We start from the raw sequence: 22734 nt of genomic DNA on the forward strand, positions 1-22734 counted from the left end.
AAACACATGAAAGGTTTGCTGGACCTGTTCAAGCAGTTCACGCCGGACGAGCACTTCGACGCGATCAAGATCGGGCTGGCTTCGCCCGAGAAGATCCGTTCGTGGTCTTTCGGTGAAGTGAAGAAGCCCGAGACCATCAACTACCGGACCTTCAAGCCGGAGCGTGATGGCCTGTTCTGCGCCAAGATCTTCGGCCCGATCAAGGACTACGAGTGCCTGTGCGGCAAGTACAAGCGCTTGAAGCACCGCGGCGTGATCTGCGAGAAGTGCGGCGTCGAAGTGACCCAGACCAAGGTGCGCCGCGAGCGCATGGGCCACATCGACCTGGCGGCTCCCTGCGCCCACATCTGGTTCCTGAAGTCCCTGCCTTCGCGCCTGGGCCTGGTGCTGGACATGACGCTGCGCGACATCGAACGCGTGCTGTACTTCGAAGCCTATGTGGTCGTCGATCCCGGCATGACCCCGCTGAAGAAGTTCTCGATCATGAGCGAGGACGACTACGACGCGAAGCGTGCCGAGTACGGTGACGAGTTCATCGCGCTGATGGGCGCCGAGGGCATCAAGAAGCTGCTGGAGGAGATGGATCTCGACATCGAGATCGATCGCCTGCGCAACGACATGACCGGCTCGGAGCTCAAGGTCAAGAAGAACTCCAAGCGCCTGAAGGTCATGGAGGCCTTCAAGAAGTCCGGGATCAAGCCGCACTGGATGATCATGGACGTGCTGCCCGTGCTGCCGCCGGACCTGCGTCCGTTGGTGCCGCTGGATGGCGGCCGCTTCGCGACCTCCGACCTGAACGACCTCTACCGTCGCGTCATCAACCGCAACAACCGTCTGGCTCGTCTGCTGGAGCTGAAGGCCCCTGAGATCATCGTGCGCAACGAAAAGCGCATGTTGCAGGAAGCCGTCGACTCCCTGCTGGACAACGGTCGCCGCGGCAAGGCCATGACGGGTGCGAACAAGCGCGCCCTGAAGTCCCTGGCCGACATGATCAAGGGCAAGAGCGGTCGCTTCCGTCAGAACCTGCTGGGCAAGCGCGTGGACTACTCCGGTCGTTCCGTGATTACCGTGGGCCCGACCCTGAAGCTGCACCAGTGCGGCCTGCCGAAGCTGATGGCGCTTGAGCTGTTCAAGCCCTTCATCTTCTCGCGCCTGGAAGCCATGGGCATCGCCACGACCATCAAGGCGGCCAAGAAGGAAGTCGAATCCGGCACCCCGGTGGTGTGGGACATCCTGGAAGAGGTGATCAAGGAGCACCCGGTGCTGCTGAACCGCGCACCGACGCTGCACCGCCTCGGCATCCAGGCTTTCGAGCCCGTGCTGATCGAAGGCAAGGCCATCCAGCTGCACCCCCTCGTCTGCGCGGCCTTCAACGCCGACTTCGACGGTGACCAGATGGCCGTCCACGTGCCCCTGTCCATCGAAGCGCAGATGGAAGCCCGCACCCTGATGCTGGCCTCCAACAACGTGCTGTTCCCGGCCTCCGGCGAGCCCTCCATCGTCCCGTCTCAAGACGTGGTGCTGGGCCTGTACTACGCCACTCGCGATCGCATCAACGGCAAGGGCGAAGGCATGGTCTTCTCCGACGTGTCGGAGATGCTGCGTGCGCTGGAAAACGGCGTGGTGGAAATCACCGCGAAGATCAGCGTGCGTCTGACCGAGTACACCAAGGACAAAGACACGGGTGAGTGGATCCCCGAGACCAAGCTGGTGGACACGACCGTCGGTCGCGCCCTGCTGTCCGAGATCCTGCCCAAGGGCCTGCCGTTCTCGAACATCAACAAGGCGCTGAAGAAGAAGGAAATCTCGCGCCTGATCAACACCTCCTTCCGCAAGTGCGGCCTGAAGGAAACCGTGGTGCTGGCAGACAAGCTGCTGCAGTCCGGTTTCCGCCTGGCCACGCGCGCCGGCATCTCGATCGCCATCGATGACATGCTGGTGCCCAAGCAGAAGTACGAGCTGATCGAGCGCGCCGAGAAGGAAGTCAAGGAGATCGAGCAGCAGTACGTCTCGGGTCTGGTGACCGCCGGTGAACGCTACAACAAGGTGGTGGACATCTGGGGCAAGACCGGCGATGAAGTCGGCAAGGTCATGATGTCGCAGCTGTCCAAGCAGAAGACCATCGACCGCAACGGCAAGGAAGTGGATCAGGAGTCCTTCAACTCCATCTACATGATGGCTGACTCCGGTGCCCGCGGTAGCGCGGCCCAGATCCGCCAGCTGGCCGGTATGCGGGGCCTGATGGCCAAGCCGGACGGCTCGATCATCGAGACGCCCATTACCGCGAACTTCCGCGAAGGCCTGAACGTTCTGCAGTACTTCATTTCCACCCACGGCGCCCGTAAGGGTCTGGCGGATACGGCACTGAAGACCGCGAACTCGGGTTACCTGACCCGTCGTCTGGTCGATGTGACGCAGGATCTGGTGGTGGTCGAGGACGATTGCGGCACCGACAACGGCATCAATATGCGTGCCCTGGTCGAGGGCGGTGAAGTCATCGAGTCCCTGCGCGACCGCGTGCTGGGCCGTGTGGCTGCCATCGATGTCGTGCATCCGGAGACGCAAGGCGTCCTGCTGACGGCCGGCAACATGCTGGACGAAGACACCCTGGACGTGCTGGAACAGGCCGGCGTGGACGAGATCAAGGTCCGCACCCCGCTGACCTGCGGCACTCGCTTTGGCCTGTGCGCCAAGTGCTATGGCCGTGACCTCGGCCGTGGCGGTCTGGTCAACACCGGTGAGGCCGTGGGCGTGATTGCTGCACAGTCGATCGGTGAGCCGGGTACCCAGCTGACCATGCGTACGTTCCACATCGGTGGTGCCGCTTCGCGTGCTGCCGTGGCCTCGAGCGTGGAAGCCAAGTCGGACGGCATCATCGGCTTCAATGCCACGATGCGCTACGTCACGAACGGCAAGGGCGAGCTGGTGGTGATTTCCCGTTCCGGTGAAATCATCATCGCCGACCAGCACGGCCGTGAGCGCGAGCGTCACAAGGTGCCGTACGGCGCGACCCTGAACGTCAAGGCCGACCAGACCCTCAAGGCTGGCACGGTGCTGGCGAACTGGGATCCGCTGACCCGCCCGATCATCACGGAATTCGCCGGCCAGGCGAAGTTCGAGAATGTCGAGGAAGGCGTCACCGTGGCCAAGCAGGTCGACGAAGTGACCGGTCTGTCCACCCTGGTGGTGATCGATCCCAAGCGTCGTGGCGCCGCCAAGGTGGTGCGTCCGCAGGTCAAGCTGCTGGATGCCAATGGCCAGGAAGTGAAGATCCCCGGCACCGACCACTCGGTGACCATCGGCTTCCAGGTCGGCGCGCTGATCCAGATCCGCGACGGTCAGGACCTGGCTCCTGGTGAAGTGCTGGCCCGTATCCCGGTCGAAGGTCAGAAGACCCGAGACATTACCGGCGGTCTGCCTCGCGTGGCAGAACTGTTCGAAGCCCGCTCGCCCAAGGACAAGGGTGTGCTGGCCGAGCAGACCGGTACCGTCTCCTTCGGCAAGGAAACCAAGGGCAAGGTTCGCCTGCAGATCACCGATCCGGACGGCAAGGTCTGGGAAGAACTCGTGCCCAAGGAAAAGAACATCCTGGTGCACGAAGGCCAGGTGGTCAACAAGGGTGAAGGCATCGTCGACGGCCCGGCCGATCCGCAGGACATCCTGCGTCTGCTGGGTATCGAGGAACTGGCTCGCTACATCGTCGACGAAGTGCAGGACGTCTACCGTCTGCAGGGCGTGAAGATCAACGACAAGCACATCGAGGTGATCGTTCGCCAGATGCTGCGCCGCGTGCAGATCGTCAACCCGGGTGACTCGCACTACATCATCGGTGAGCAGGTCGAGCGCTCCGAGCTGCTGGACACCAACGACCGCCTGCGCGGCGAGGGCAAGCTGATCGCCACGCATGCCGACGTGCTGCTGGGCATCACGAAGGCCTCGCTGTCGACCGACTCCTTCATCTCGGCCGCTTCCTTCCAGGAAACGACCCGCGTGCTGACCGAGGCTGCCATCATGGGCAAGCGCGACGAGCTGCGTGGCCTGAAGGAAAACGTGATCGTGGGTCGCCTGATCCCCGCCGGTACCGGCATGGCCTTCCACCAGGCCCGTCGTGCCAAGGAAGAAATGGACGACGCCGAGCGTCGCGCCATCGCCATGCAGGAAGCCGAGGAAATGGCTGCCGTGCAGCTGGCCGCTCTGGACGAGCCGGCTGGCGAAGGCTCTGCCGAGTAAGGCCGGACGCAAGGGCCGGGGCAACCCGGCCTGCGCCCCCGACAAGCCGCCGCACCCGCAAGGGGCGGCGGCTTTTTTCTACCCGGATCTCGCGCCAGCGCGCGGATCAGCGAGGGCTAGGTGCCCGCCTGCATGAGCGCCAGCCACTGATCGGGCTTCAGGATGGCCAGCCCGTGCTTGCGGGCGCGCTTGGCCAGGGCCAGGACGTCGCCGTCCCGGCTGATCAGGGCGTCCGCCTTCTGGGCCAGCGCCAGGTCAATGAACTTCTGGTCATCCTTGTCGCGACATTTGAGGAGGGGTAGGGCGGCCCCTTCCGCGAGGGGCTCGTGCATCCGGCACAGGCGTGCGAACACCTCCGCGATGCTGGCCGGGTCCGGACTCCAACGGGCCGCCACGCCTCGTGACAGGACATGGAGCAGCTCATCCCGCATGGCGGCGCTGCCAATCCAGACCCAGTGGCCAGCCTCGATGGGCTCGGCCAGGGCTCGAATGCCGGGATCGCGGAACACCAGCCACTCCATCACCACCTGGGTGTCCAGCACCAGCCGCGGCGCTGCGCTGGTGGCGGTAGCCGGCCCGGCTGCAGTCTCGCCGTGGCGGGAGATGACGGTGTGGACGGGGGGACTCGAAGGCAAGGTGGGCATCAGGAGATGAAGCAGGTCAGGGGAGGGGGCGGCACATCACTGTCACCACTGCCCAGGAGGCCCCTGGCGGTTGGAGCCGAGGAATGCCAGGCCGGTGGCTGATCGTGAGTCGTCAGGAGTTGCTCATTTTCCCGGCAATGCCCCTGCCCATCGGCATTGCGGGCACGGCCGCTTGTGCAAAAGATGGTCGCTGGCATACAATCGAGGGCTCTCTAGTTAGTCTAGCTGCGTCCGCCACCATTGGAAAAGACGCAGACAGCTTGAACTCAGCGTGCGGCGCCTTGGCGTTGCGCGCTTTTGTGCTTCTTTTTGTGCTTCTCGCAGGAGCGCATGGGCGCGATATTCAGGCGGTGTTTTGCCAGGGGGTGAAACATGTCGGGCGACTAGAGGTCTGTGACTTCAAACGGGAACAAGTTACTTATGCCAACCATCAACCAGCTCGTGCGCCAAGGTCGTGAGACCGAGGTCACGAAGTCCAAGTCGCCTGCCATGCAGGCATGCCCCCAGCGTCGTGGCGTGTGCACCCGCGTGTACACCACGACCCCCAAGAAGCCGAACTCCGCTCTGCGTAAGGTCGCCAAGGTTCGCCTGACCAACGGCTTCGAGGTGATTTCCTACATCGGCGGTGAAGGCCACAACCTTCAAGAGCACAGCGTCGTGCTGGTGCGCGGCGGCCGTGTGAAGGATCTGCCGGGTGTTCGTTACCACATCGTCCGCGGCTCGCTGGACCTGCAAGGCGTCAAGGATCGCAAGCAGTCTCGCTCCAAGTACGGTGCCAAGCGCCCGAAGAAGGCTTAATTGAGTTGTCACGACCGGCCCTCAGGCTCTGGTCGGATGTTTTTGCGGAGCGCATGACCCCAAGGTGGGCACAGCGGCCGAGTAAGTGGATGTCCCGAATGCGTGGTCATCCCCGGTTGCGGCAGATGGCAGCGAGCCATTGCCAGACCAACTGAAGCGAAGAAGGAAATACCCATGCCACGTCGTCGCGAAGTACCCAAGCGCGAGATCCTGCCTGATCCCAAGTTCGGTAGCGTTGATCTGTCCAAGTTCATGAATGTCATCATGGAGTCGGGCAAGAAGGCTGTCGCAGAGCGCATCATTTACGGCGCCCTCGAGCAAGTCGAGAAGAAGGCCGGCAAGGATCCGCTGGAAGTGTTCATGATCGCCTTGAACAACGTGAAGCCCATGGTCGAAGTGAAGTCCCGCCGTGTCGGCGGTGCGAACTACCAAGTTCCCGTGGAAGTTCGCCCCGTCCGCCGGATGGCTCTGGCCATGCGCTGGCTGAAGGAATCGGCCCGCAAGCGTGGCGAGAAGTCCATGGCTCAACGCCTGGCCAACGAACTGCTGGAGGCCTCGGAAGGCCGCGGCGGCGCCATGAAGAAGCGTGACGAAGTCCACCGTATGGCTGATGCCAACAAGGCGTTCTCGCACTTCCGCTTCTAAACACGACTTTTCTGGCCGCCTCGGGTTTCTACTGACCCGCTGGCGGCTCACTGCATCTGGAGCAAGATCATGGCCCGCAAGACCCCCATCGAGCGCTACCGCAATATCGGTATTTCGGCGCACATCGATGCCGGCAAGACCACGACGACCGAGCGCATCCTGTACTACACCGGTGTGAACCACAAGATCGGTGAAGTGCATGATGGCGCCGCCACCATGGACTGGATGGAGCAGGAGCAGGAGCGTGGCATCACGATCACCTCCGCTGCAACCACCTGCTTCTGGAAGGGCATGGACATGTCCTACCCGGAGCACCGCTTCAACATCATCGACACCCCGGGGCACGTGGACTTCACCATTGAGGTGGAGCGTTCCATGCGCGTGCTGGACGGTGCCTGCATGGTCTATTGCGCCGTGGGCGGCGTGCAGCCCCAGTCGGAAACCGTCTGGCGCCAGGCCAACAAGTACAAGGTGCCGCGTCTGGCCTTCGTGAACAAGATGGACCGTACCGGTGCCAACTTCTTCAAGGTCGTCGACCAGATGAAGACGCGCCTGAAGGCCAACCCTGTGCCCATCGTGATCCCCATCGGCGCTGAAGACAACTTCAAGGGCGTCGTGGACCTGCTGAAGATGAAGGCCATCATTTGGGACGAAGCTTCCCAAGGCATGAAGTTCAGCTACGAGGACATCCCGGCCGATCTGGTCTCCGTCGCTCAAGAGTGGCGTGAGAAGATGGTCGAGGCTGCTGCCGAGGCCACCGAAGAGCTGATGAACAAGTACCTCGAGACGGGTGACCTGTCCGAGGAAGAGATCAAGCTCGCCCTGCGCACTCGCACGATTTCCACCGAAATCCAGCCGATGCTCTGCGGCACCGCCTTCAAGAACAAGGGCGTGCAGCGCATGCTGGATGCCGTGATCGACTTCCTGCCCTCTCCGGTGGACATTCCCCCGGTGAACGGCACCGACGAAGACGAGCAGCCGGCCACCCGCAAGGCCGACGACAGCGAAAAGTTCGCCGCGCTGGCCTTCAAGCTGATGACCGACCCGTACGTCGGTCAGCTGACCTTCGTTCGTGTGTACTCGGGCGTGCTGCAATCCGGCGCTACCGTGTACAACCCGATCCGTGGCAAGAAGGAGCGTATCGGCCGTATCCTGCAGATGCACGCCAACCAGCGTGAAGAAATCAAGGAAATTCTGGCCGGTGATATCGCTGCCTGCGTGGGTCTGAAGGACGTCACCACCGGCGAAACGCTGTGCGATCCGGAATCCGTGATCACCCTGGAAAAGATGGTCTTCCCTGAGCCCGTGATCTCGCAGGCCGTGGAACCCAAGACCAAGGCTGACCAGGAAAAGATGGGTCTGGCTCTGGGTCGTCTGGCTGCAGAAGATCCTTCCTTCCGTCTGCGTACCGACGAAGAGTCCGGTCAGACCATCATTTCCGGCATGGGCGAGCTCCACCTGGAAATCATTGTCGACCGCATGAAGCGCGAATTCGGCGTGGAAGCCAACGTGGGCAAGCCTCAAGTGGCCTACCGCGAAACCATCCGCAAGACCGCTACCGACGTCGAAGGCAAGTTCGTTCGTCAGTCGGGCGGTAAGGGCCAGTATGGTCACGTCGTGCTGACGGTCGAGCCGCAAGAAGCCGGCAAGGGCTTCGAGTTCGTCGACGCCATCAAGGGCGGTGTGGTGCCTCGCGAATACATCCCGGCGGTCGAGAAGGGCATCATCGATTCCCTGCCGAACGGCGTGCTGGCGGGCTTCCCCGTCGTGGACGTGAAGGTCACCCTGACCTTCGGTTCGTACCACGATGTGGACTCGAACGAAAACGCGTTCAAGATGGCCGCTTCGATGGGCTTCAAGGAAGGCTGCCGTCGCGCCAGCCCCGTGATCCTCGAGCCGATGATGGCTGTGGAAGTCGAGACCCCGGAAGACTACGCCGGCAACGTGATGGGCGATCTGTCCAGCCGTCGCGGCATGGTCCAGGGCATGGATGACATGGTCGGTGGTGGCAAGGTCATCAAGGCCGAAGTCCCCCTGTCGGAAATGTTCGGCTACTCGACCACCCTGCGCTCGATGTCGCAAGGCCGCGCCACGTACACCATGGAGTTCAAGCACTACAGCGAAGCTCCGAAGAACGTGGCCGACGCGATCATTACCGCTCGCGCCAAGTAAAGACCACTTCCTACCGCCTGCGGCGGCCCCCTCAAGGGGGCGAGCCCGTAGGACCGGCGAAGCCGGATCCTCGGGCTCCATGCGAGGTGTCGGCCCGTTGGGCCTTCCTCGGGCCGCAGTGGTGGGGCATGAATCGTCTTCGTCGAGAGTCTCCTGCTTGCCAGCCGGCAGGGAACAAGGCCTCGGCGGAAACGCTAAACCCTCAGACTGGATGAATGCTCTTTTTGGAGAATTGAAATGGCAAAAGGCAAGTTTGAACGTACCAAGCCGCACGTGAATGTGGGCACGATTGGTCACGTTGACCATGGCAAGACCACGCTGACGGCTGCTATCGCGACCGTGCTGTCGAAGAAGTTCGGCGGCGAGGCCAAGGCCTACGACCAGATTGACGCAGCGCCGGAAGAAAAGGCTCGTGGCATCACGATCAACACCGCGCACGTCGAGTACGAGACCGCCAATCGCCACTACGCTCACGTGGACTGCCCGGGCCACGCTGACTATGTGAAGAACATGATCACGGGTGCTGCCCAGATGGACGGCGCGATCCTGGTGTGCTCGGCCGCTGACGGCCCGATGCCCCAGACCCGCGAGCACATCCTGCTGGCGCGTCAGGTCGGTGTGAAGTACATCATCGTCTTCCTGAACAAGTGCGACATGGTGGACGACGCCGAGCTGCTGGAGCTGGTGGAAATGGAAGTCCGCGAGCTGCTGAGCAAGTACGACTTCCCCGGCGACGACACCCCGATCGTGAAGGGTTCGGCCAAGCTGGCGCTGGAAGGCGACACGGGCGATCTGGGCGAGCAGGCCATCATGCGCCTGGCTGACGCTCTGGACAGCTACATCCCCCAGCCTGAGCGTGCCGTGGACGGCGCGTTCCTGCTGCCGGTGGAAGACGTGTTCTCGATCTCTGGCCGTGGCACCGTGGTGACCGGTCGCGTCGAGCGCGGCATCATCAAGGTCGGCGAAGAAATCGAAATCGTCGGTATCCGTGATCTGCAAAAGACCACCGTGACCGGCGTGGAAATGTTCCGCAAGCTGCTGGACCAAGGTCAGGCTGGCGACAACGTCGGTATCCTGCTGCGCGGCACCAAGCGTGAAGACGTCGAGCGCGGCCAAGTGCTGGCCAAGCCCGGCACGATCAAGCCGCACACCCACTTCACCGCTGAGATCTATGTTCTGAGCAAGGAAGAGGGCGGCCGTCACACCCCGTTCTTCAACAACTACCGTCCCCAGTTCTACTTCCGTACCACGGACGTGACCGGTGCCGTGGAGCTGCCGAAGGACAAGGAAATGGTCATGCCCGGCGACAACGTCGGCATCACCGTGAAGCTGATCGCTCCGATCGCCATGGAAGAAGGTCTGCGCTTCGCTATCCGCGAAGGTGGCCGTACCGTCGGCTCGGGCGTGGTTGCCACCATCATCGAGTAATTCCTGCGTGACTCTCGGGCGGCCCTGGGGGCCGCCTGTCATCACCATTTACGCGGCGTCACCGCCGCATGCTCTTTGAAGGAACAGTCATGCAAAAGCAAAAGATCCGCATCCGCCTGAAGGCCTTCGATTACAAGCTGATCGATCAGTCGGCTCTGGAAATCGTGGACACCGCCAAGCGTACCGGCGCCATCGTCAAGGGCCCCGTGCCCCTGCCGACCCGCCTGGAGCGTTTCGACATCCTGCGTTCGCCGCACGTCAACAAGACCTCGCGCGACCAGTTCGAAATCCGCACCCACCAGCGTCTGATGGACATCGTCGACCCGACCGACAAGACGGTTGACGCCCTGATGAAGCTGGACCTGCCGGCTGGCGTGGACGTGGAAATCAAGCTGCAGTAATGCGGCCTGGTGAGAGTGGTCCTTGGGGCCATTCCGCCACCCAAGCGTGAGAAGGGCAACCTCCAGGTTGCCCTTTTTTCTTGACCCCGATGTGACGCCGCTTGCGGCCCGCTCAGGGTTGACGCTATACTCGCAGACTTTTCCGCGCTGGTTCCCGCCAGCGCGGCTTTAGTGCATCGCCTGGATGCGTGCCTTGGGGCGCCTTTACCGGCCCGAGGGGTGAGTTCCAAGCGGTGTTTGGTCAGCCCGACCAATCGTTGTCGGGTGTTTGTAAATGGCTCTTGGAGCTGCGGGGCTTTGGCCTGGCGGCGAAAGGGGCTGGAGAAAAAACATGAGTCTTAGCAATCGTCTCGGATTGCTGGGCCGCAAGGTGGGCATGATGCGCATCTTCACGGACGATGGCGACGCCATTCCCGTGACCGTGCTGGACGTGTCCAACAACCGCGTGACCCAGGTCAAGACCGAAGAGACTGACGGCTACAGCGCCATTCAAGTGGCGTTCGGTGCACGCAAGGCCTCTCGCGTGACCAAGCCGGAAGCCGGCCACCTCGCCAAGGCGGGTGTGGAAGCCGGTGAAATCCTCAAGGAATTCCGCGTCGCAGCTGACGTCGCCGCCGAATACAAGGCTGGCGCTCAGGTGCCCGTGACCCTGTTTGCCGCCGGCCAGAAGGTCGACGTGCAAGGTACTTCGATTGGTAAGGGCTTTGCCGGCACCATCAAGCGCCACAACTTCGGTTCGCAGCGCGCTTCCCACGGTAACAGCCGTTCGCACAATGTCCCGGGCTCCATCTCGATGGCGCAGGATCCGGGTCGCGTGTTCCCGGGCAAGAAGATGTCCGGCCACATGGGCGACGAGACCGTGACCACCCAGAACCTCGACATCGTGCGCGTTGACGAAGCTCGTCAGCTGCTGCTGGTCAAGGGTGCCGTGCCGGGCGCCAAGAACGGCCATGTGGTCGTGCGTCCCGCTGTCAAGGTCAAGGTCAAGAAGGAGGCCAACTGATGCAGCTCGAGCTTCTGAACGAGCAGGGTCAGGCCACCTCCAAGGTGGACGCGCCTGACACCGTCTTCGCTCGCGAATACAACGAAGCCCTGGTGCACCAGGTGGTCGTGGCCTTCCAGGCCAATGCCCGCCAAGGCACCCGCGCTCAAAAGGACCGCGAACAGGTCAAGCACTCGACCAAGAAGCCTTTCCGCCAGAAGGGCACCGGCCGCGCTCGCGCCGGTATGACCTCCTCGCCGCTGTGGCGTGGGGGTGGTCGCATCTTCCCGAACCTGCCGGAAGAAAACTTCTCGCACAAGCTGAACAAGAAGATGTATCGCGCCGGCATGGCCGCCATCCTCTCTCAGCTGGCCCGCGAAGGCCGCCTGGCCGTGGTGGATTCGATCTCCGTCGAAGCCCCCAAGACCAAGCTGCTGGCTGCCAAGTTCAAGGCCATGGGTCTGGAATCCGTGATGCTGATCGCTGACCAGGTGGATGACAACCTGGCGCTGGCTTCGCGCAATCTGGCCAACGTGCTGGTTGTCGAGCCCCGTTACGCCGATCCCCTGTCGCTGGTCTTCTACAAGAAGGTGCTGGTGACCAAGGCCGCAATGGAGCAACTCAAGGAGATGCTGGCATGAGCGCCCCGAAGTTTGCAGAAGGCCGTCTGGCCCAGGTGCTGCTGGCTCCCATCGTGTCCGAAAAGGCCACCCTGGTTGCTGAGAAGCACAACCAAGTGTTGTTCAAGGTCCTGCGTGACGCCACCAAGCCCGAGATCAAGGCTGCCGTTGAACTGATGTTCAAGGTTGAAGTCGAATCCGTGAGCGTGGTGAACACCAAGGGCAAGGTCAAGCGCTTTGGCGGCCGTATCGGCCGTCGTGACCACGTCAAGAAGGCGTATGTGTCCCTGAAGGCTGGCCAAGAGCTCAACTTCTCCGGGGAGGCTGCGTAATGGCTGTCGTTAAAGTAAAGCCGACCTCGCCTGGCCGTCGTGGCGTGGTGAAGGTGGTGCACAAGCACCTGCACAAGGGCGCTCCCGAAGCGTCGCTGCTGGAGCCGCAAAAGCAAAAGTCTGGCCGTAACAACAACGGCCACATCACGATGCGCCACAAGGGCGGTGGTCACAAGCACCACTACCGCGTGGTGGACTTCCGTCGCAACAAGGACGCGATCCCCGCCAAGGTCGAGCGTATCGAGTACGACCCGAACCGTACGGCTCACATCGCTCTGGTGTGCTACGCCGACGGCGAACGTCGCTACATCATCGCTCCGCGTGGCCTGGAAGTCGGTTCCACCATCCTGAGCGGTGCCGAGGCTCCGATCAAGGCTGGCAACACCCTGCCCATCCGCAACATCCCCGTGGGTTCGACGATCCACTGCGTGGAAATGCTGCCTGGCAAGGGTGCTCAGATGGTGCGTTCGGCAGGTGCTTCCGCTGTCCTGATGGCTCGTGATGGCGTCTACGCCCAGATCCGTCTGCGTTCGGGTGAAGTCCGCCGTGTCCACATCGACTGCCGCGCCACCATTGGTGAAGTGAGCAACGAAGAGCACAGCCTGCGTCAATACGGCAAGGCCGGCGCCATCCGCTGGAAGGGCATCCGCCCGACCGTCCGTGGTACCGCCATGAACCCGGTTGATCACCCGCACGGTGGCGGTGAAGGCCGTACCGGTGAAGGCCAGGCGCCTGTGTCGCCGTGGAACACCCTCACCAAGGGCTACCGCACTCGTAACAACAAGCGCACGCAGACGTTCATCGTTTCGCGTCGCAAGAAGTAAGGGGTAGACCAACATGGCTCGTTCCCTCAAGAAGGGTCCGTTCGTGGACCATCACCTGCTGGCCAAGGTCGACAAGGCTGTGGCCAACAAGGACAAGAAGCCCATCAAGACCTGGTCGCGCCGCTCGACGATCCTGCCCGAATTCATCGGGCTGACGATCGCGGTGCACAACGGCAAGCAGCACGTGCCGGTCTATGTGTCTGACCAGATGGTCGGTCACAAGCTGGGTGAGTTCGCGCTGACCCGCACCTTCAAGGGTCACCCTGGTGACAAGAAGGCCAAGAAATAAGGATTGAGACGATGGAAACCCGTGCAATCGTTCGCGGTGTCCGCCTGTCGGCCGACAAGGGCCGTCTGGTGGCGGACCTGATCCGCGGCAAGAAGGTGGACCAGGCGCTCAACATCCTGGAATTCACCCAGAAGAAGGCGGCACTCATCATCAAGAAGGCGCTGGAAAGTGCCATCGCCAACGCCGAGCACAATGACGGCGCTGACATTGATGAGCTGAAGGTCACCTCGATCTATGTGGAGCAAGGCACCACGCTGAAGCGCTTCTCGGCTCGCGCCAAGGGCCGCGGCAACCGCATCAGCAAGCCCACCTGCCACATCTTCGTGTCGGTCGGTAACTGAGGCCAAGAGGAAGACTATGGGACAGAAAATCCATCCGACCGGCTTCCGCCTGCCTGTCACCCGTAACTGGGCTTCGCGCTGGTACGCGAACAACCAGAACTTCGCCACGATGCTGGCTGAGGATCTGCAAGTTCGTGAGTACCTGAAGCAGCGCCTGAAGAATGCCGCCGTGTCGCGCATCCTGATCGAGCGTCCCGCGAAGAACGCCCGCATCACCATTTTCTCGGCTCGTCCGGGTGTGGTGATCGGCAAGAAGGGCGAGGACATCGAAAACCTGAAGGCCGAACTGACCAAGCGTCTGGGCGTGCCGGTGGCCGTGAACATCGAAGAAGTGCGCAAGCCCGAAATCGATGCTCAGCTGATCGCCGACTCGATCACCCAGCAGCTGGAAAAGCGCATCATGTTCCGTCGCGCCATGAAGCGTGCGATGCAGAACGCAATGCGTCTGGGCGCCCAGGGCATCAAGATCATGTCCGCCGGCCGTCTGAACGGCATCGAAATCGCTCGTACCGAGTGGTATCGCGAAGGCCGCGTGCCTCTGCATACCCTGAAGGCCGACATCGACTATGGCTTCTCCGAGGCCAAGACGACCTACGGCGTCATCGGTGTGAAGGTGTGGGTGTACCGCGGTGACCGCCTGGCCAATGGCGAGGCTCCCGTGATCAACACGCCCCCTGGCGCTGAAGATGATCGTCGTCCGCGTCGCAACGCCCGTCCGGGCGCTCCGGGTGGCCGTGGCCGTCCCGGCGCTGACAAGCCCGCCGACGGTGGCGACAAGCCCGGCGCTAAGCGCGTGGTCCGCAAGGCCCCCGCTGCTGGCGAGGCCAAAGGAGAATAAACATGCTGCAACCCGCTCGTCGCAAATTCCGCAAAGAGCAGAAGGGTCGTAACACTGGCGTGGCCACTCGCGGCGCCAATGTGTCGTTCGGTGACTTCGGCCTGAAGGCCACTGAGCGCGGCCGTCTGACGGCTCGCCAGATCGAAGCGGCTCGTCGTGCAATCTCGCGCCATATCAAGCGCGGTGGTCGTATCTTCATCCGCATCTTCCCGGACAAGCCCATCTCCCAGAAGCCCGCCGAAGTCCGTATGGGTAACGGTAAGGGCAATCCGGAGTACTACGTCGCTGAAATCCAGCCCGGCAAGGTGCTCTACGAGATCAACGGTGTGCCGGAAGCCCTGGCTCGCGAAGCGTTCACGCTGGCTGCTGCAAAGCTGCCCCTGCGTTGCACCTTCGTGGCGCGCCAGGTCGGCCTCTGATTGGAGAGATCACCATGAAAGCATCTGAACTGCGTGGCAAGGATGTCGCTGCCCTGGAAAAGGAAGTGACCGATCTGCTCAAGGCCCACTTCGGCCTGCGCATGCAAAAGGCCACCCAACAGCTGAGCAACACCACTCAGCTGGGCAAGATCCGTCGCGACATCGCTCGCGTCAAGACCGTGCTGGCCGAAAAGAAGAAGGGGGCCTGATATGACGCAAGCTCAAGAAAAGAACACCCGCACCCTGGTGGGTCGCGTGGTGAGCGACAAGCGCGCCAAGACCGTCACGGTCCTGGTTGAGCGTCGCACCAAGCACGAGCTCTACGGCAAGATCGTGGCCCGTTCCCGCAAGTACCACGCCCACGATGAAAAGGGCGAGTACAAAATGGGTGATGTGGTCGAGATCGCCGAAGGCCGTCCTCTGTCCAAGACCAAGAGCTGGGTCGTGACCCGCCTGGTCGAGAAGGCAGAAGCCGTCTAAGGCCTCTTTGGTCAAAGGCGCAGGATCCCTGGGGTCTTGCGCCTCAGGCCCTGCAAACGGTCGGATCGCTGGTGATACTGGCGGCCGACCGTTTTTTACTTTCTGCCCGGCCGCGCATGCGCCGGGCTTTGCTTTTGAGGAGACTCTCATGCTGAAGATTGGCGACAAGCTGCCCAGTGCCACCGTGCAGGAATACGTGGAAGTGGAGGGCAATGGCTGCTCCATCGGCCCGAATGGCTTTGATGCTGCTGCGGCCGCTGCCGGCAAGACCATTGCCATCTTCGCCCTGCCTGGTGCCTTCACGCCGACCTGCTCGGCCCAGCATGCGCCCGGCTACATCCAGCAGGCGGACGCCCTCAAGGCTGCGGGCGCCGATGAGATCTGGTGTGTCTCCGTCAATGACGCCTTCGTCATGGGTGCCTGGGCTCGCGAGCTCGGCGCGGCTGGCAAGGTGCGCTTCATTGCTGATGGCAGCGCTGACTTCACGCGCGCAGCCGGCCTGACCCTGGACCTGCAGGCGCGCGGCATGGGCTTGCGTTCGCAGCGTTACAGCATGCTCGTGGTGGACGGCGTCGTGAAGACGATCAATGTCGAAGCGCCCGGCAAGTTTGAAGTCAGCGGCGCTGACACCATGCTCGCGCAGCTCAAGGCCTGATCTCCCGCGGCAGCACAAGGCTGCCCTGACAGATCAAGACCGGGCGCCCTGCTGTTTAGAGGGGGCGTCCGAGTTTCAGTGCGGTGGGAGCTTGACATTGCTCCCACTTCACTGGCACAATCTAATGCTTCGCCGAACGTTGGGCGCATCATGCGGTGCGTCTCGGCCTCGGATCCGCCCTCAACCGCTGAAGGCGCTGGCTGGCACACAAGTTGTGTCGGTGGGTGCTAAAGGCTTACGGGCCCAAGACTGACCGGTTTGGTCTGTTGCGATGGTCGCAGCAGGTCGAGGCGGGAAAAGTTGGGGACAGACATGATTCAAATGCAATCGCGACTGGATGTCGCGGACAACACTGGCGCCAAGTCCGTTCAGTGCATCAAGGTGCTTGGTGGTTCCAAGCGTCGGTATGCCGGCATTGGCGACATCATCAAGGTCAGCATCAAGGAAGCTGCTCCGCGAGGCCGCGTCAAGAAGGGCGAGGTCTACAGCGCTGTGGTCGTGCGCACCGCCAAGGGCGTGCGTCGCCAAGACGGTTCGCTGGTGAAGTTCGACGGCAATGCCGCCGTTCTGCTGAACGCCAAGCTGGAGCCGATCGGCACCCGTATCTTTGGCCCGGTCACGCGCGAACTGCGTACCGAGCGCTTCATGAAGATCGTGTCGCTGGCGCCCGAGGTGCTGTAAGCCTCGTCAAGTCAAAGGTACTGCCATGAACAAGATTCGTAAGGGCGACGAGGTCATCGTGCTGACCGGCCGCGACAAGGGCAAGCGGGGCGTTGTCGCTTCGCGTGTCGATGCTGACCACCTGATCGTGGACGGCGTGAACGTCGTGAAGAAGCACGCCAAGCCCAACCCCATGAAGGGCACCACCGGCGGCGTGGTCGACAAGACGATGCCGATCCATCAATCCAACGTGGCGATTTTCAACGCCGCCTCCGGCAAGGCCGATCGCGTGGGCATCAAGCTGCTCGACGACGGCAAGAAGGTGCGCGTCTACAAGTCGACCGGCGAAGAGATCAAGGCTTAAGAGGTTCGACATGGCTCGTTTGCAAGCGTTTTATCGCGAAAAAGTCGTCCCCGGCCTGACCGAGAAGTTCGGCTACAAGTCCGTGATGGAAGTGCCGCGCATCACCAAGATCACCCTGAACATGGGTGTCAGTGAAGCCGTGGCGGACAAGAAGGTCATGGATCACGCCGTGGGCGACCTGACCAAGATCGCCGGCCAGAAGCCCGTGGTCACCAAGTCCAAGAAGGCCATCGCCGGCTTCAAGATTCGTGACGGCGTGCCTATCGGTTGCATGGTCACTCTGCGTGGCGTCCAGATGTATGAATTCCTGGATCGCTTCGTGACCATCGCCCTGCCGCGCGTGCGTGACTTCCGTGGTATCTCCGGTCGTTCCTTCGACGGCCGCGGCAACTACAACATCGGCGTCAAGGAACAGATCATCTTCCCCGAAATCGAATACGACAAGGTGGATGCTCTGCGTGGTCTGAACATCAGCATCACGACGACTGCCAAGACGGACGACGAAGCGAAGGCCCTGCTGGCCGCGTTCAAGTTCCCGTTCAAGAACTGAGGTGATCCGTGGCAAAACTCTCGATCAAGCAACGTGAGCTGAAGCGCGAACAACTGGTCGCCAAGTTCTCGAAGAAGTATGCAGAACTGAAGGCCATCATCGACGACTCCAAGAAGTCCGATGAAGAGCGCTACGCCGCTCGCCTGGAGCTGCAGAAGCTGCCCCGCAACGCCAACCCCACTCGCCTGCGCAACCGCTGCGAGCTGACCGGTCGTCCCCGTGGCACCTTCCGCAAGTTCGGTCTGGCCCGTAACAAGATTCGTGAACTGGCTTTCAAGGGCGACATTCCTGGTGTCGTCAAGGCAAGCTGGTAATCGGCAGGTTTAGGAGATTTCGTATGAGCATGAGTGATCCTATCGCCGATATGCTGACTCGCATTCGCAACGCTCAAAGCGTTGAGAAGGCCAGCGTCGTGATGCCTTCCAGCAAGCTGAAGGTTGCGATCGCCAAGGTCCTCAAGGACGAGGGCTATATCGACGGTTTCGCGGTGCGTGGCGATGCAGCCCGTCCCGAACTCGAGATCGCGCTGAAGTATTACGCCGGTCGTCCGGTGATCGAGCGCATCGAACGCGTGAGCCGTCCTGGCCTGCGCATCTACAAGGGCCGCCACGACATCCCGCAGGTCATGAATGGCCTGGGTGTGGCGATCGTCACCACCCCCAAGGGTGTGATGACCGACCGCAAGGCACGTCAAGCCGGTATCGGCGGCGAAGTGCTCTGCTACGTCGCCTAAGCGCAAGGAGAGACAGACAATGTCCCGCGTTGGAAAAATGCCGGTCGCACTCCCGCAAGGCGTGGATGTGACGATCTCCGCTGAGCAAATCAGCGTGAAGGGCGCCCTGGGTACGCTGGTTCGTGCAGCCAACCCCCTGGTCGCGATCAAGAACGAAGGCGGCAAGCTGAGCTTCAGTCCGGCTGACGCTTCTGCTGAAGCTGACGCCATGAGCGGCACCTTCCGCGCCCTGGTGGCCAATATGGTCAACGGCGTGAGCAAGGGCTTCGAGAAGAAGCTGAACCTGGTTGGCGTGGGTTACCGCGCCCAGGCTCAAGGCCAGAAGCTGAACCTGCAGATCGGTTTCTCTCACCCCGTGGTGAAGGACATGCCGGCTGGGATCAAGGTGGAATGCCCGACCCAGACCGAAATCCTGATCAAGGGTGCCGATCGCCAAGTGGTGGGTCAGATTGCCGCCGAAGTGCGCGCCATCCGTCCTCCCGAGCCCTACAAGGGCAAGGGCATCCGCTACGCCGATGAAAAGGTCTCCCTCAAAGAGACCAAGAAGAAGTAAGGAGCCGCGCAATGTTGACCAAGAAAGAACAGCGCATCCGTCGTTCGCGCCAGACCCGTGCCCGCATCGCAGTGCAACGTGTCGCCCGCCTGACGGTTTTCCGCTCCAACCTGCACATCTACGCCAGCGTCATCTCCGAAGATGGCACTCGCGTCCTGGCCAGCGCCTCGACGGCCGAGAAGGACGTCCGCGCCCAGCTGGGTGGCGAAGGCAAGGGTGGCAATGTGGCCGCTGCCACGCTGATCGGCAAGCGCATCGCCGAGAAGGCCAAGGCTGCTGGCGTCGAGAAGGTGGCGTTCGACCGCGCTGGCTTCGCCTACCACGGCCGTATCAAGGCCCTGGCCGAAGCTGCCCGCGAAGCCGGCCTGCAGTTCTAAGCGCAAAAAGGATTGATGAACATGGCAAAGTTTCAACCCCGCGTGCAGGACGAAGGTCGTGACGACGGTTTGCGCGAGAAGATGATCGCGGTGAACCGCGTGACCAAGGTGGTGAAGGGCGGCCGTACGCTGTCGTTCGCAGCACTGACCGTGGTCGGCGACGGTGATGGCCGTATCGGCATGGGCAAGGGCAAGGCGAAGGAAGTTCCGGTCGCCGTGCAGAAGGCCATGGAATCGGCTCGCCGCAACATGGTCAAGGTGAACCTGCGTAACGGCACGATCCACCACAACGTGGTGGGTGAGCACGGTGCTTCGCGCGTCATGATGGCTCCGGCTCCTGCCGGTACCGGCGTGATCGCTGGCGGCCCGATGCGTGCCGTCTTCGAAGTGATGGGCGTGACCGACATCGTGACCAAGAGCCACGGTTCGACCAACCCTTACAACATGGTTCGTGCCACCCTGGACGCCCTGAAGCGCTCGACCACGGCCGCTGAAGTCGCAGCCAAGCGCGGCAAGACCGTTGAAGAAATCTTCAACTGAGTCGCCAGGATTGGAGAGACAGATGTCTGACAAGAAAACTCTGACGGTCAAGCTCGTGCGCAGCCCGATCGGCTGCCGTGCCTCGCACCGCGCCACCGTGACCGGTCTGGGCCTGCGCAAGATGAACAGCACCCGTGTCCTCGAGGACACGCCTGCTGTGCGCGGCATGATCAACAAGATTGCCTACCTCGTGCAGGTGCTGTAAGCACGGCGCGAACTGAGGACTAGAAATGCAACTCAACACCATCAAGCCTGCCGCTGGTGCCAAGCACGCCAAGCGTCGCGTGGGCCGTGGCATCGGCTCCGGTCTGGGCAAGACTTGCGGCCGCGGCCACAAGGGCCAGAAGTCGCGTGCTGGCGGCTTCCACAAGGTTGGCTTCGAAGGCGGTCAGATGCCCCTGCATCGTCGCCTGCCCAAGCGTGGCTTCAAGTCGCTGACGCTGCCGTTTAATGCCGAGATCACCCTGAGCGATCTGCAAGGCCTGGCCGGTGACGAAATCGACCTGCTGACGCTGAAGGCTGTTGGCCTGGTTCCCGAACTCACGAAGGCCGTCAAGGTCATTCTGTCGGGCGAGATCAGCCGCAAGGTCACGCTGAAGGGCGTGGGCGCCACGGCCGGTGCAAAGGCTGCGATCGAAGCCGCTGGCGGCTCCGTCGCTGCTGAGTAAAGCTCAAGGATCAGGCAACAGTGGCTACCAACCCGAATCAACTGGCCAAGAGCGGCAAGTTCGGTGACCTGCGTCGCCGGCTTGTGTTCCTGTTGCTGGCTCTGGTCGTTTACCGCATCGGGGCGCATATCCCCGTGCCCGGTATCGATCCTGTCCAGCTTCAGCAGTTCTTCAAGGGCCAGCAGGGTGGCATCCTGAGCCTGTTCAACATGTTCTCTGGCGGTGCGCTGTCGCGCTTTACCGTCTTCGCGCTGGGCATCACGCCCTACATCTCGGCCTCCATCGTGATCCAGCTGATGGGTTACGTGGTGCCGAGTCTGGAAGCGCTGAAGAAGGAAGGCGAGGCCGGTCGTCGCAAGATCACGCAGTACACACGCTATGGCACGCTGGGCCTGGCGATCTTCCAGAGTCTCAGCATTGCGCTGGCCCTGGAAAGCTCGCCTGGTCTGGTGCTGGCGCCCGGTTTTGGCTTCCGCCTGACCGCTGTCAGCAGCCTGGTGGCTGGCACCATGTTCCTGATGTGGCTGGGTGAGCAGATCACCGAGCGCGGCCTGGGCAATGGCATCTCGATCCTGATCTTCGGCGGTATCGCTGCAGGTCTGCCGGGCGCCATCGGCGGCCTGCTGGAGCTGGTGCGTACGGGTGCCATGTCGATCTTCTCCTGCCTTGTGGTGGTGGCGATCGTCATCGGTGTCACCTGGCTGGTGGTCTTCGTCGAACGTGGTCAGCGCAAGATCTTGGTGAACTATGCCAAGCGCCAGGTGGGCAACAAGGTGTACGGTGGTCAATCGTCGCACCTGCCGCTCAAGCTGAACATGTCGGGTGTGATTCCGCCGATCTTCGCATCGTCCATCATCCTGCTGCCGACCACGCTTGTGAGCTGGTTCGCCACGGGTGACAGCATGCGCTGGTTGAAGGACATCGCGGACATGCTGCGTCCGGGTCAGCCGATCTACGTGCTGCTCTACGCATCTGCGATTGTCTTCTTCTGCTTCTTCTACACGGCGCTGGTTTTCAACAGCCGTGAGACCGCGGACAACCTGAAGAAGAGCGGTGCCTTCATCCCCGGGATTCGTCCTGGTGAGCAGACCGCGAAGCACATCGACAAGATCCTTTCGCGTTTGACCATGGCGGGTGCCATCTACATCACGGGTGTGTGCCTGCTGCCTGAGTTCCTGACGCTGAAGTACAACGTCCCCTTCTATTTCGGTGGCACCTCGCTGCTGATTATTGTGGTGGTGACCATGGACTTCTGGGCCCAGGTGCAGTCTTACGTAATGAGTCAGCAGTACGAGTCGCTGCTGAAGAAGGCAAATTTCAAGGCTAACTGAGCGTCAGCTCGGTCAGCCGATCCATCAACAACCGTACCAACTGAAGCGACAACGAGGCATGGCGAAAGACGACGTCATTCAAATGCAGGGTGAGATTCTCGAGAACCTGCCCAATGCCACGTTTCGAGTGAAGCTGGAGAACGGTCACGTCGTTCTCGGTCACATCTCCGGCAAGATGCGTATGCACTACATCCGCATCCTGCCTGGCGACAAAGTGACCGTTGAATTGACGCCGTACGATTTGAGTCGTGCTCGCATCGTGTTCCGGGCGAAGTGAGCGAATTTGTCCCCCGGACGCGCTGTTTGAGCGAATAGATTAGGTCAAGGAGCAGACCATGAAAGTTTCGGCATCCGTCAAGAAGATGTGCCGCAATTGCAAGATCATCCGTCGCAAGGGCGTGGTGCGTGTGATCTGTACCGATCCGCGCCACAAGCAGCGCCAAGGCTGATTGCTGCACGACACGAGCGAATTAGAGGACGCAAATGGCACGTATTGCTGGTATCAACATTCCGCCGCAAAAGCACACGGAGATCGGTCTGACCTCGATCTACGGCATTGGCCGTACGACCGCGCAGAAGATCTGCAACGCTTGCGGTATCCCGTTCGACAAGAAGGTCAAGGACCTCAATGACTCCGATCTGGAAAAGATCCGTGAGGAAGTGGGCAAGCTGACCATCGAAGGCGACCTGCGCCGTGAGATGTCGATCAACATCAAGCGTCTGATGGACCTGGGTTGCTACCGTGGTTTCCGTCACCGCCGTGGTCTGCCGATGCGCGGCCAGCGTACGCGCACCAATGCCCGCACCCGTAAGGGTCCGCGCAAGGCTGCGCCGACCGGCAAGAAGTGATCCAGCGGCAA

32 protein-coding genes are annotated in these 22734 nt (G+C 61.8%); 31 read left to right on the forward strand and 1 reads right to left on the reverse strand.

Going from position 1 to position 22734, the window contains the following annotated elements; translation table 11 throughout:
* Positions 1 to 6 precede the first annotated feature (6 nt).
* The gene (gene rpoC, locus ABDJ40_RS02495; RefSeq protein ID WP_347605674.1) at positions 7 to 4230 is read left to right on the forward strand and encodes a DNA-directed RNA polymerase subunit beta'; all 4224 of its coding nucleotides are present in this window, start codon (positions 7 to 9) and stop codon (positions 4228 to 4230) included.
* Between the two features lie 116 nt (positions 4231 to 4346).
* Here the strand turns inward: rpoC and ABDJ40_RS02500 are convergent, their stop codons facing one another.
* The gene (locus ABDJ40_RS02500) at positions 4347 to 4865 is read right to left on the reverse strand and encodes a putative toxin-antitoxin system toxin component, PIN family (protein WP_347605677.1); all 519 of its coding nucleotides are present in this window, start codon (positions 4863 to 4865) and stop codon (positions 4347 to 4349) included.
* 429 nt (positions 4866 to 5294) lie between these two features.
* Here ABDJ40_RS02500 and rpsL point away from each other — a divergent pair, with 429 nt between their 5' ends.
* The 30 genes from rpsL (at position 5295) to rpsM (ending at position 22723) form a co-directional block, all read left to right on the forward strand.
* Positions 5295 to 5672 carry a 30S ribosomal protein S12 gene (gene rpsL / locus ABDJ40_RS02505; protein WP_183103984.1) on the forward strand — a complete coding sequence of 126 codons (378 nt, stop codon included), beginning with the start codon at positions 5295 to 5297 and terminating at the stop codon, positions 5670 to 5672.
* Between the two features lie 174 nt (positions 5673 to 5846).
* Positions 5847 to 6317 (forward strand): 30S ribosomal protein S7, encoded by a 471-nt coding sequence (rpsG, locus tag ABDJ40_RS02510; RefSeq protein ID WP_183103985.1) that lies wholly within the window; start codon positions 5847 to 5849, stop codon positions 6315 to 6317.
* A gap of 69 nt (positions 6318 to 6386) precedes the next feature.
* Positions 6387 to 8489, forward strand: coding sequence for an elongation factor G (gene fusA, locus ABDJ40_RS02515; RefSeq protein ID WP_347605682.1), 2103 nt, complete (start codon positions 6387 to 6389; stop codon positions 8487 to 8489).
* A gap of 237 nt (positions 8490 to 8726) precedes the next feature.
* Positions 8727 to 9917: an elongation factor Tu gene (tuf, locus tag ABDJ40_RS02520; RefSeq protein ID WP_183103973.1), complete on the forward strand. Its 1191-nt coding sequence runs from the start codon at positions 8727 to 8729 to the stop codon at positions 9915 to 9917.
* Between the two features lie 89 nt (positions 9918 to 10006).
* Positions 10007 to 10318: a 30S ribosomal protein S10 gene (rpsJ, locus tag ABDJ40_RS02525; RefSeq protein WP_130434746.1), complete on the forward strand. Its 312-nt coding sequence runs from the start codon at positions 10007 to 10009 to the stop codon at positions 10316 to 10318.
* Positions 10319 to 10649: 331 nt separating this feature from the next.
* A complete protein-coding gene (gene rplC, locus ABDJ40_RS02530) occupies positions 10650 to 11321 on the forward strand; it encodes a 50S ribosomal protein L3 (RefSeq protein ID WP_183103987.1) in 672 nt (223 codons plus the stop codon).
* Entirely contained in the window at positions 11321 to 11941 is a 621-nt protein-coding gene (gene rplD, locus ABDJ40_RS02535) for a 50S ribosomal protein L4 (protein ID WP_183103988.1), read from the forward strand. The genes rplC and rplD overlap by 1 nt, the downstream gene beginning before the upstream one ends.
* Positions 11938 to 12252: a 50S ribosomal protein L23 gene (gene rplW, locus ABDJ40_RS02540; protein WP_269632006.1), complete on the forward strand. Its 315-nt coding sequence runs from the start codon at positions 11938 to 11940 to the stop codon at positions 12250 to 12252. The genes rplD and rplW overlap by 4 nt, the downstream gene beginning before the upstream one ends.
* Positions 12252 to 13076: a 50S ribosomal protein L2 gene (gene rplB / locus ABDJ40_RS02545; protein ID WP_269632005.1), complete on the forward strand. Its 825-nt coding sequence runs from the start codon at positions 12252 to 12254 to the stop codon at positions 13074 to 13076. Before rplW ends, rplB begins: the two co-directional genes overlap by 1 nt.
* Before the next feature lie 13 nt (positions 13077 to 13089).
* Positions 13090 to 13365, forward strand: a complete 276-nt coding sequence (gene rpsS, locus ABDJ40_RS02550) for a 30S ribosomal protein S19 (RefSeq protein ID WP_183103991.1) — start codon at positions 13090 to 13092, stop codon at positions 13363 to 13365.
* An 11-nt stretch (positions 13366 to 13376) separates the two neighbouring features.
* Positions 13377 to 13706 (forward strand): 50S ribosomal protein L22, encoded by a 330-nt coding sequence (gene rplV, locus ABDJ40_RS02555; RefSeq protein WP_183103992.1) that lies wholly within the window; start codon positions 13377 to 13379, stop codon positions 13704 to 13706.
* Between the two features lie 16 nt (positions 13707 to 13722).
* Positions 13723 to 14544, forward strand: a complete 822-nt coding sequence (gene rpsC, locus ABDJ40_RS02560; protein WP_183103993.1) for a 30S ribosomal protein S3 — start codon at positions 13723 to 13725, stop codon at positions 14542 to 14544.
* A 2-nt stretch (positions 14545 to 14546) separates the two neighbouring features.
* Entirely contained in the window at positions 14547 to 14963 is a 417-nt protein-coding gene (rplP, locus tag ABDJ40_RS02565; RefSeq protein WP_183103994.1) for a 50S ribosomal protein L16, read from the forward strand.
* A 14-nt stretch (positions 14964 to 14977) separates the two neighbouring features.
* Positions 14978 to 15172: a 50S ribosomal protein L29 gene (gene rpmC, locus ABDJ40_RS02570; protein WP_183103995.1), complete on the forward strand. Its 195-nt coding sequence runs from the start codon at positions 14978 to 14980 to the stop codon at positions 15170 to 15172.
* Position 15173: 1 nt separating this feature from the next.
* Positions 15174 to 15443 (forward strand): 30S ribosomal protein S17, encoded by a 270-nt coding sequence (gene rpsQ / locus ABDJ40_RS02575; RefSeq protein ID WP_183103996.1) that lies wholly within the window; start codon positions 15174 to 15176, stop codon positions 15441 to 15443.
* Positions 15444 to 15591: 148 nt separating this feature from the next.
* The gene (locus tag ABDJ40_RS02580) at positions 15592 to 16098 is read left to right on the forward strand and encodes a peroxiredoxin (RefSeq protein ID WP_347605693.1); all 507 of its coding nucleotides are present in this window, start codon (positions 15592 to 15594) and stop codon (positions 16096 to 16098) included.
* A 312-nt stretch (positions 16099 to 16410) separates the two neighbouring features.
* Positions 16411 to 16779, forward strand: a complete 369-nt coding sequence (gene rplN, locus ABDJ40_RS02585) for a 50S ribosomal protein L14 (protein ID WP_183103998.1) — start codon at positions 16411 to 16413, stop codon at positions 16777 to 16779.
* 25 nt (positions 16780 to 16804) lie between these two features.
* Positions 16805 to 17122 (forward strand): 50S ribosomal protein L24, encoded by a 318-nt coding sequence (gene rplX, locus ABDJ40_RS02590; RefSeq protein ID WP_269632003.1) that lies wholly within the window; start codon positions 16805 to 16807, stop codon positions 17120 to 17122.
* A 10-nt stretch (positions 17123 to 17132) separates the two neighbouring features.
* Positions 17133 to 17672 (forward strand): 50S ribosomal protein L5, encoded by a 540-nt coding sequence (gene rplE, locus ABDJ40_RS02595; protein ID WP_133605052.1) that lies wholly within the window; start codon positions 17133 to 17135, stop codon positions 17670 to 17672.
* An 8-nt stretch (positions 17673 to 17680) separates the two neighbouring features.
* Positions 17681 to 17986 (forward strand): 30S ribosomal protein S14, encoded by a 306-nt coding sequence (gene rpsN, locus ABDJ40_RS02600; RefSeq protein ID WP_269632002.1) that lies wholly within the window; start codon positions 17681 to 17683, stop codon positions 17984 to 17986.
* Between the two features lie 23 nt (positions 17987 to 18009).
* The gene (gene rpsH, locus ABDJ40_RS02605; protein WP_133605050.1) at positions 18010 to 18405 is read left to right on the forward strand and encodes a 30S ribosomal protein S8; all 396 of its coding nucleotides are present in this window, start codon (positions 18010 to 18012) and stop codon (positions 18403 to 18405) included.
* A gap of 19 nt (positions 18406 to 18424) precedes the next feature.
* Entirely contained in the window at positions 18425 to 18958 is a 534-nt protein-coding gene (rplF, locus tag ABDJ40_RS02610; RefSeq protein ID WP_183104001.1) for a 50S ribosomal protein L6, read from the forward strand.
* 11 nt (positions 18959 to 18969) lie between these two features.
* A complete protein-coding gene (rplR, locus tag ABDJ40_RS02615; RefSeq protein ID WP_183104002.1) occupies positions 18970 to 19335 on the forward strand; it encodes a 50S ribosomal protein L18 in 366 nt (121 codons plus the stop codon).
* 21 nt (positions 19336 to 19356) lie between these two features.
* A complete protein-coding gene (rpsE, locus tag ABDJ40_RS02620) occupies positions 19357 to 19875 on the forward strand; it encodes a 30S ribosomal protein S5 (protein WP_347605702.1) in 519 nt (172 codons plus the stop codon).
* A gap of 22 nt (positions 19876 to 19897) precedes the next feature.
* Entirely contained in the window at positions 19898 to 20080 is a 183-nt protein-coding gene (rpmD, locus tag ABDJ40_RS02625) for a 50S ribosomal protein L30 (RefSeq protein ID WP_183104004.1), read from the forward strand.
* A 25-nt stretch (positions 20081 to 20105) separates the two neighbouring features.
* Positions 20106 to 20543 (forward strand): 50S ribosomal protein L15, encoded by a 438-nt coding sequence (rplO, locus tag ABDJ40_RS02630; RefSeq protein WP_183104005.1) that lies wholly within the window; start codon positions 20106 to 20108, stop codon positions 20541 to 20543.
* A gap of 20 nt (positions 20544 to 20563) precedes the next feature.
* Positions 20564 to 21874, forward strand: a complete 1311-nt coding sequence (gene secY, locus ABDJ40_RS02635; RefSeq protein ID WP_183104006.1) for a preprotein translocase subunit SecY — start codon at positions 20564 to 20566, stop codon at positions 21872 to 21874.
* A 58-nt stretch (positions 21875 to 21932) separates the two neighbouring features.
* Complete coding sequence (gene infA, locus ABDJ40_RS02640; RefSeq protein WP_009855680.1) at positions 21933 to 22151, forward strand: translation initiation factor IF-1; 219 nt, start codon at positions 21933 to 21935, stop codon at positions 22149 to 22151.
* A gap of 58 nt (positions 22152 to 22209) precedes the next feature.
* Positions 22210 to 22323, forward strand: coding sequence for a 50S ribosomal protein L36 (rpmJ, locus tag ABDJ40_RS02645; RefSeq protein ID WP_035036301.1), 114 nt, complete (start codon positions 22210 to 22212; stop codon positions 22321 to 22323).
* A gap of 34 nt (positions 22324 to 22357) precedes the next feature.
* Positions 22358 to 22723, forward strand: a complete 366-nt coding sequence (gene rpsM / locus ABDJ40_RS02650; protein WP_269631996.1) for a 30S ribosomal protein S13 — start codon at positions 22358 to 22360, stop codon at positions 22721 to 22723.
* Positions 22724 to 22734 lie beyond the last annotated feature (11 nt).

Origin of the sequence: Roseateles flavus (assembly GCF_039872765.1) — a bacterium.
Taxonomy (GTDB): Bacteria; Pseudomonadota; Gammaproteobacteria; order Burkholderiales; family Burkholderiaceae_C; genus Roseateles_B; species Roseateles_B flavus.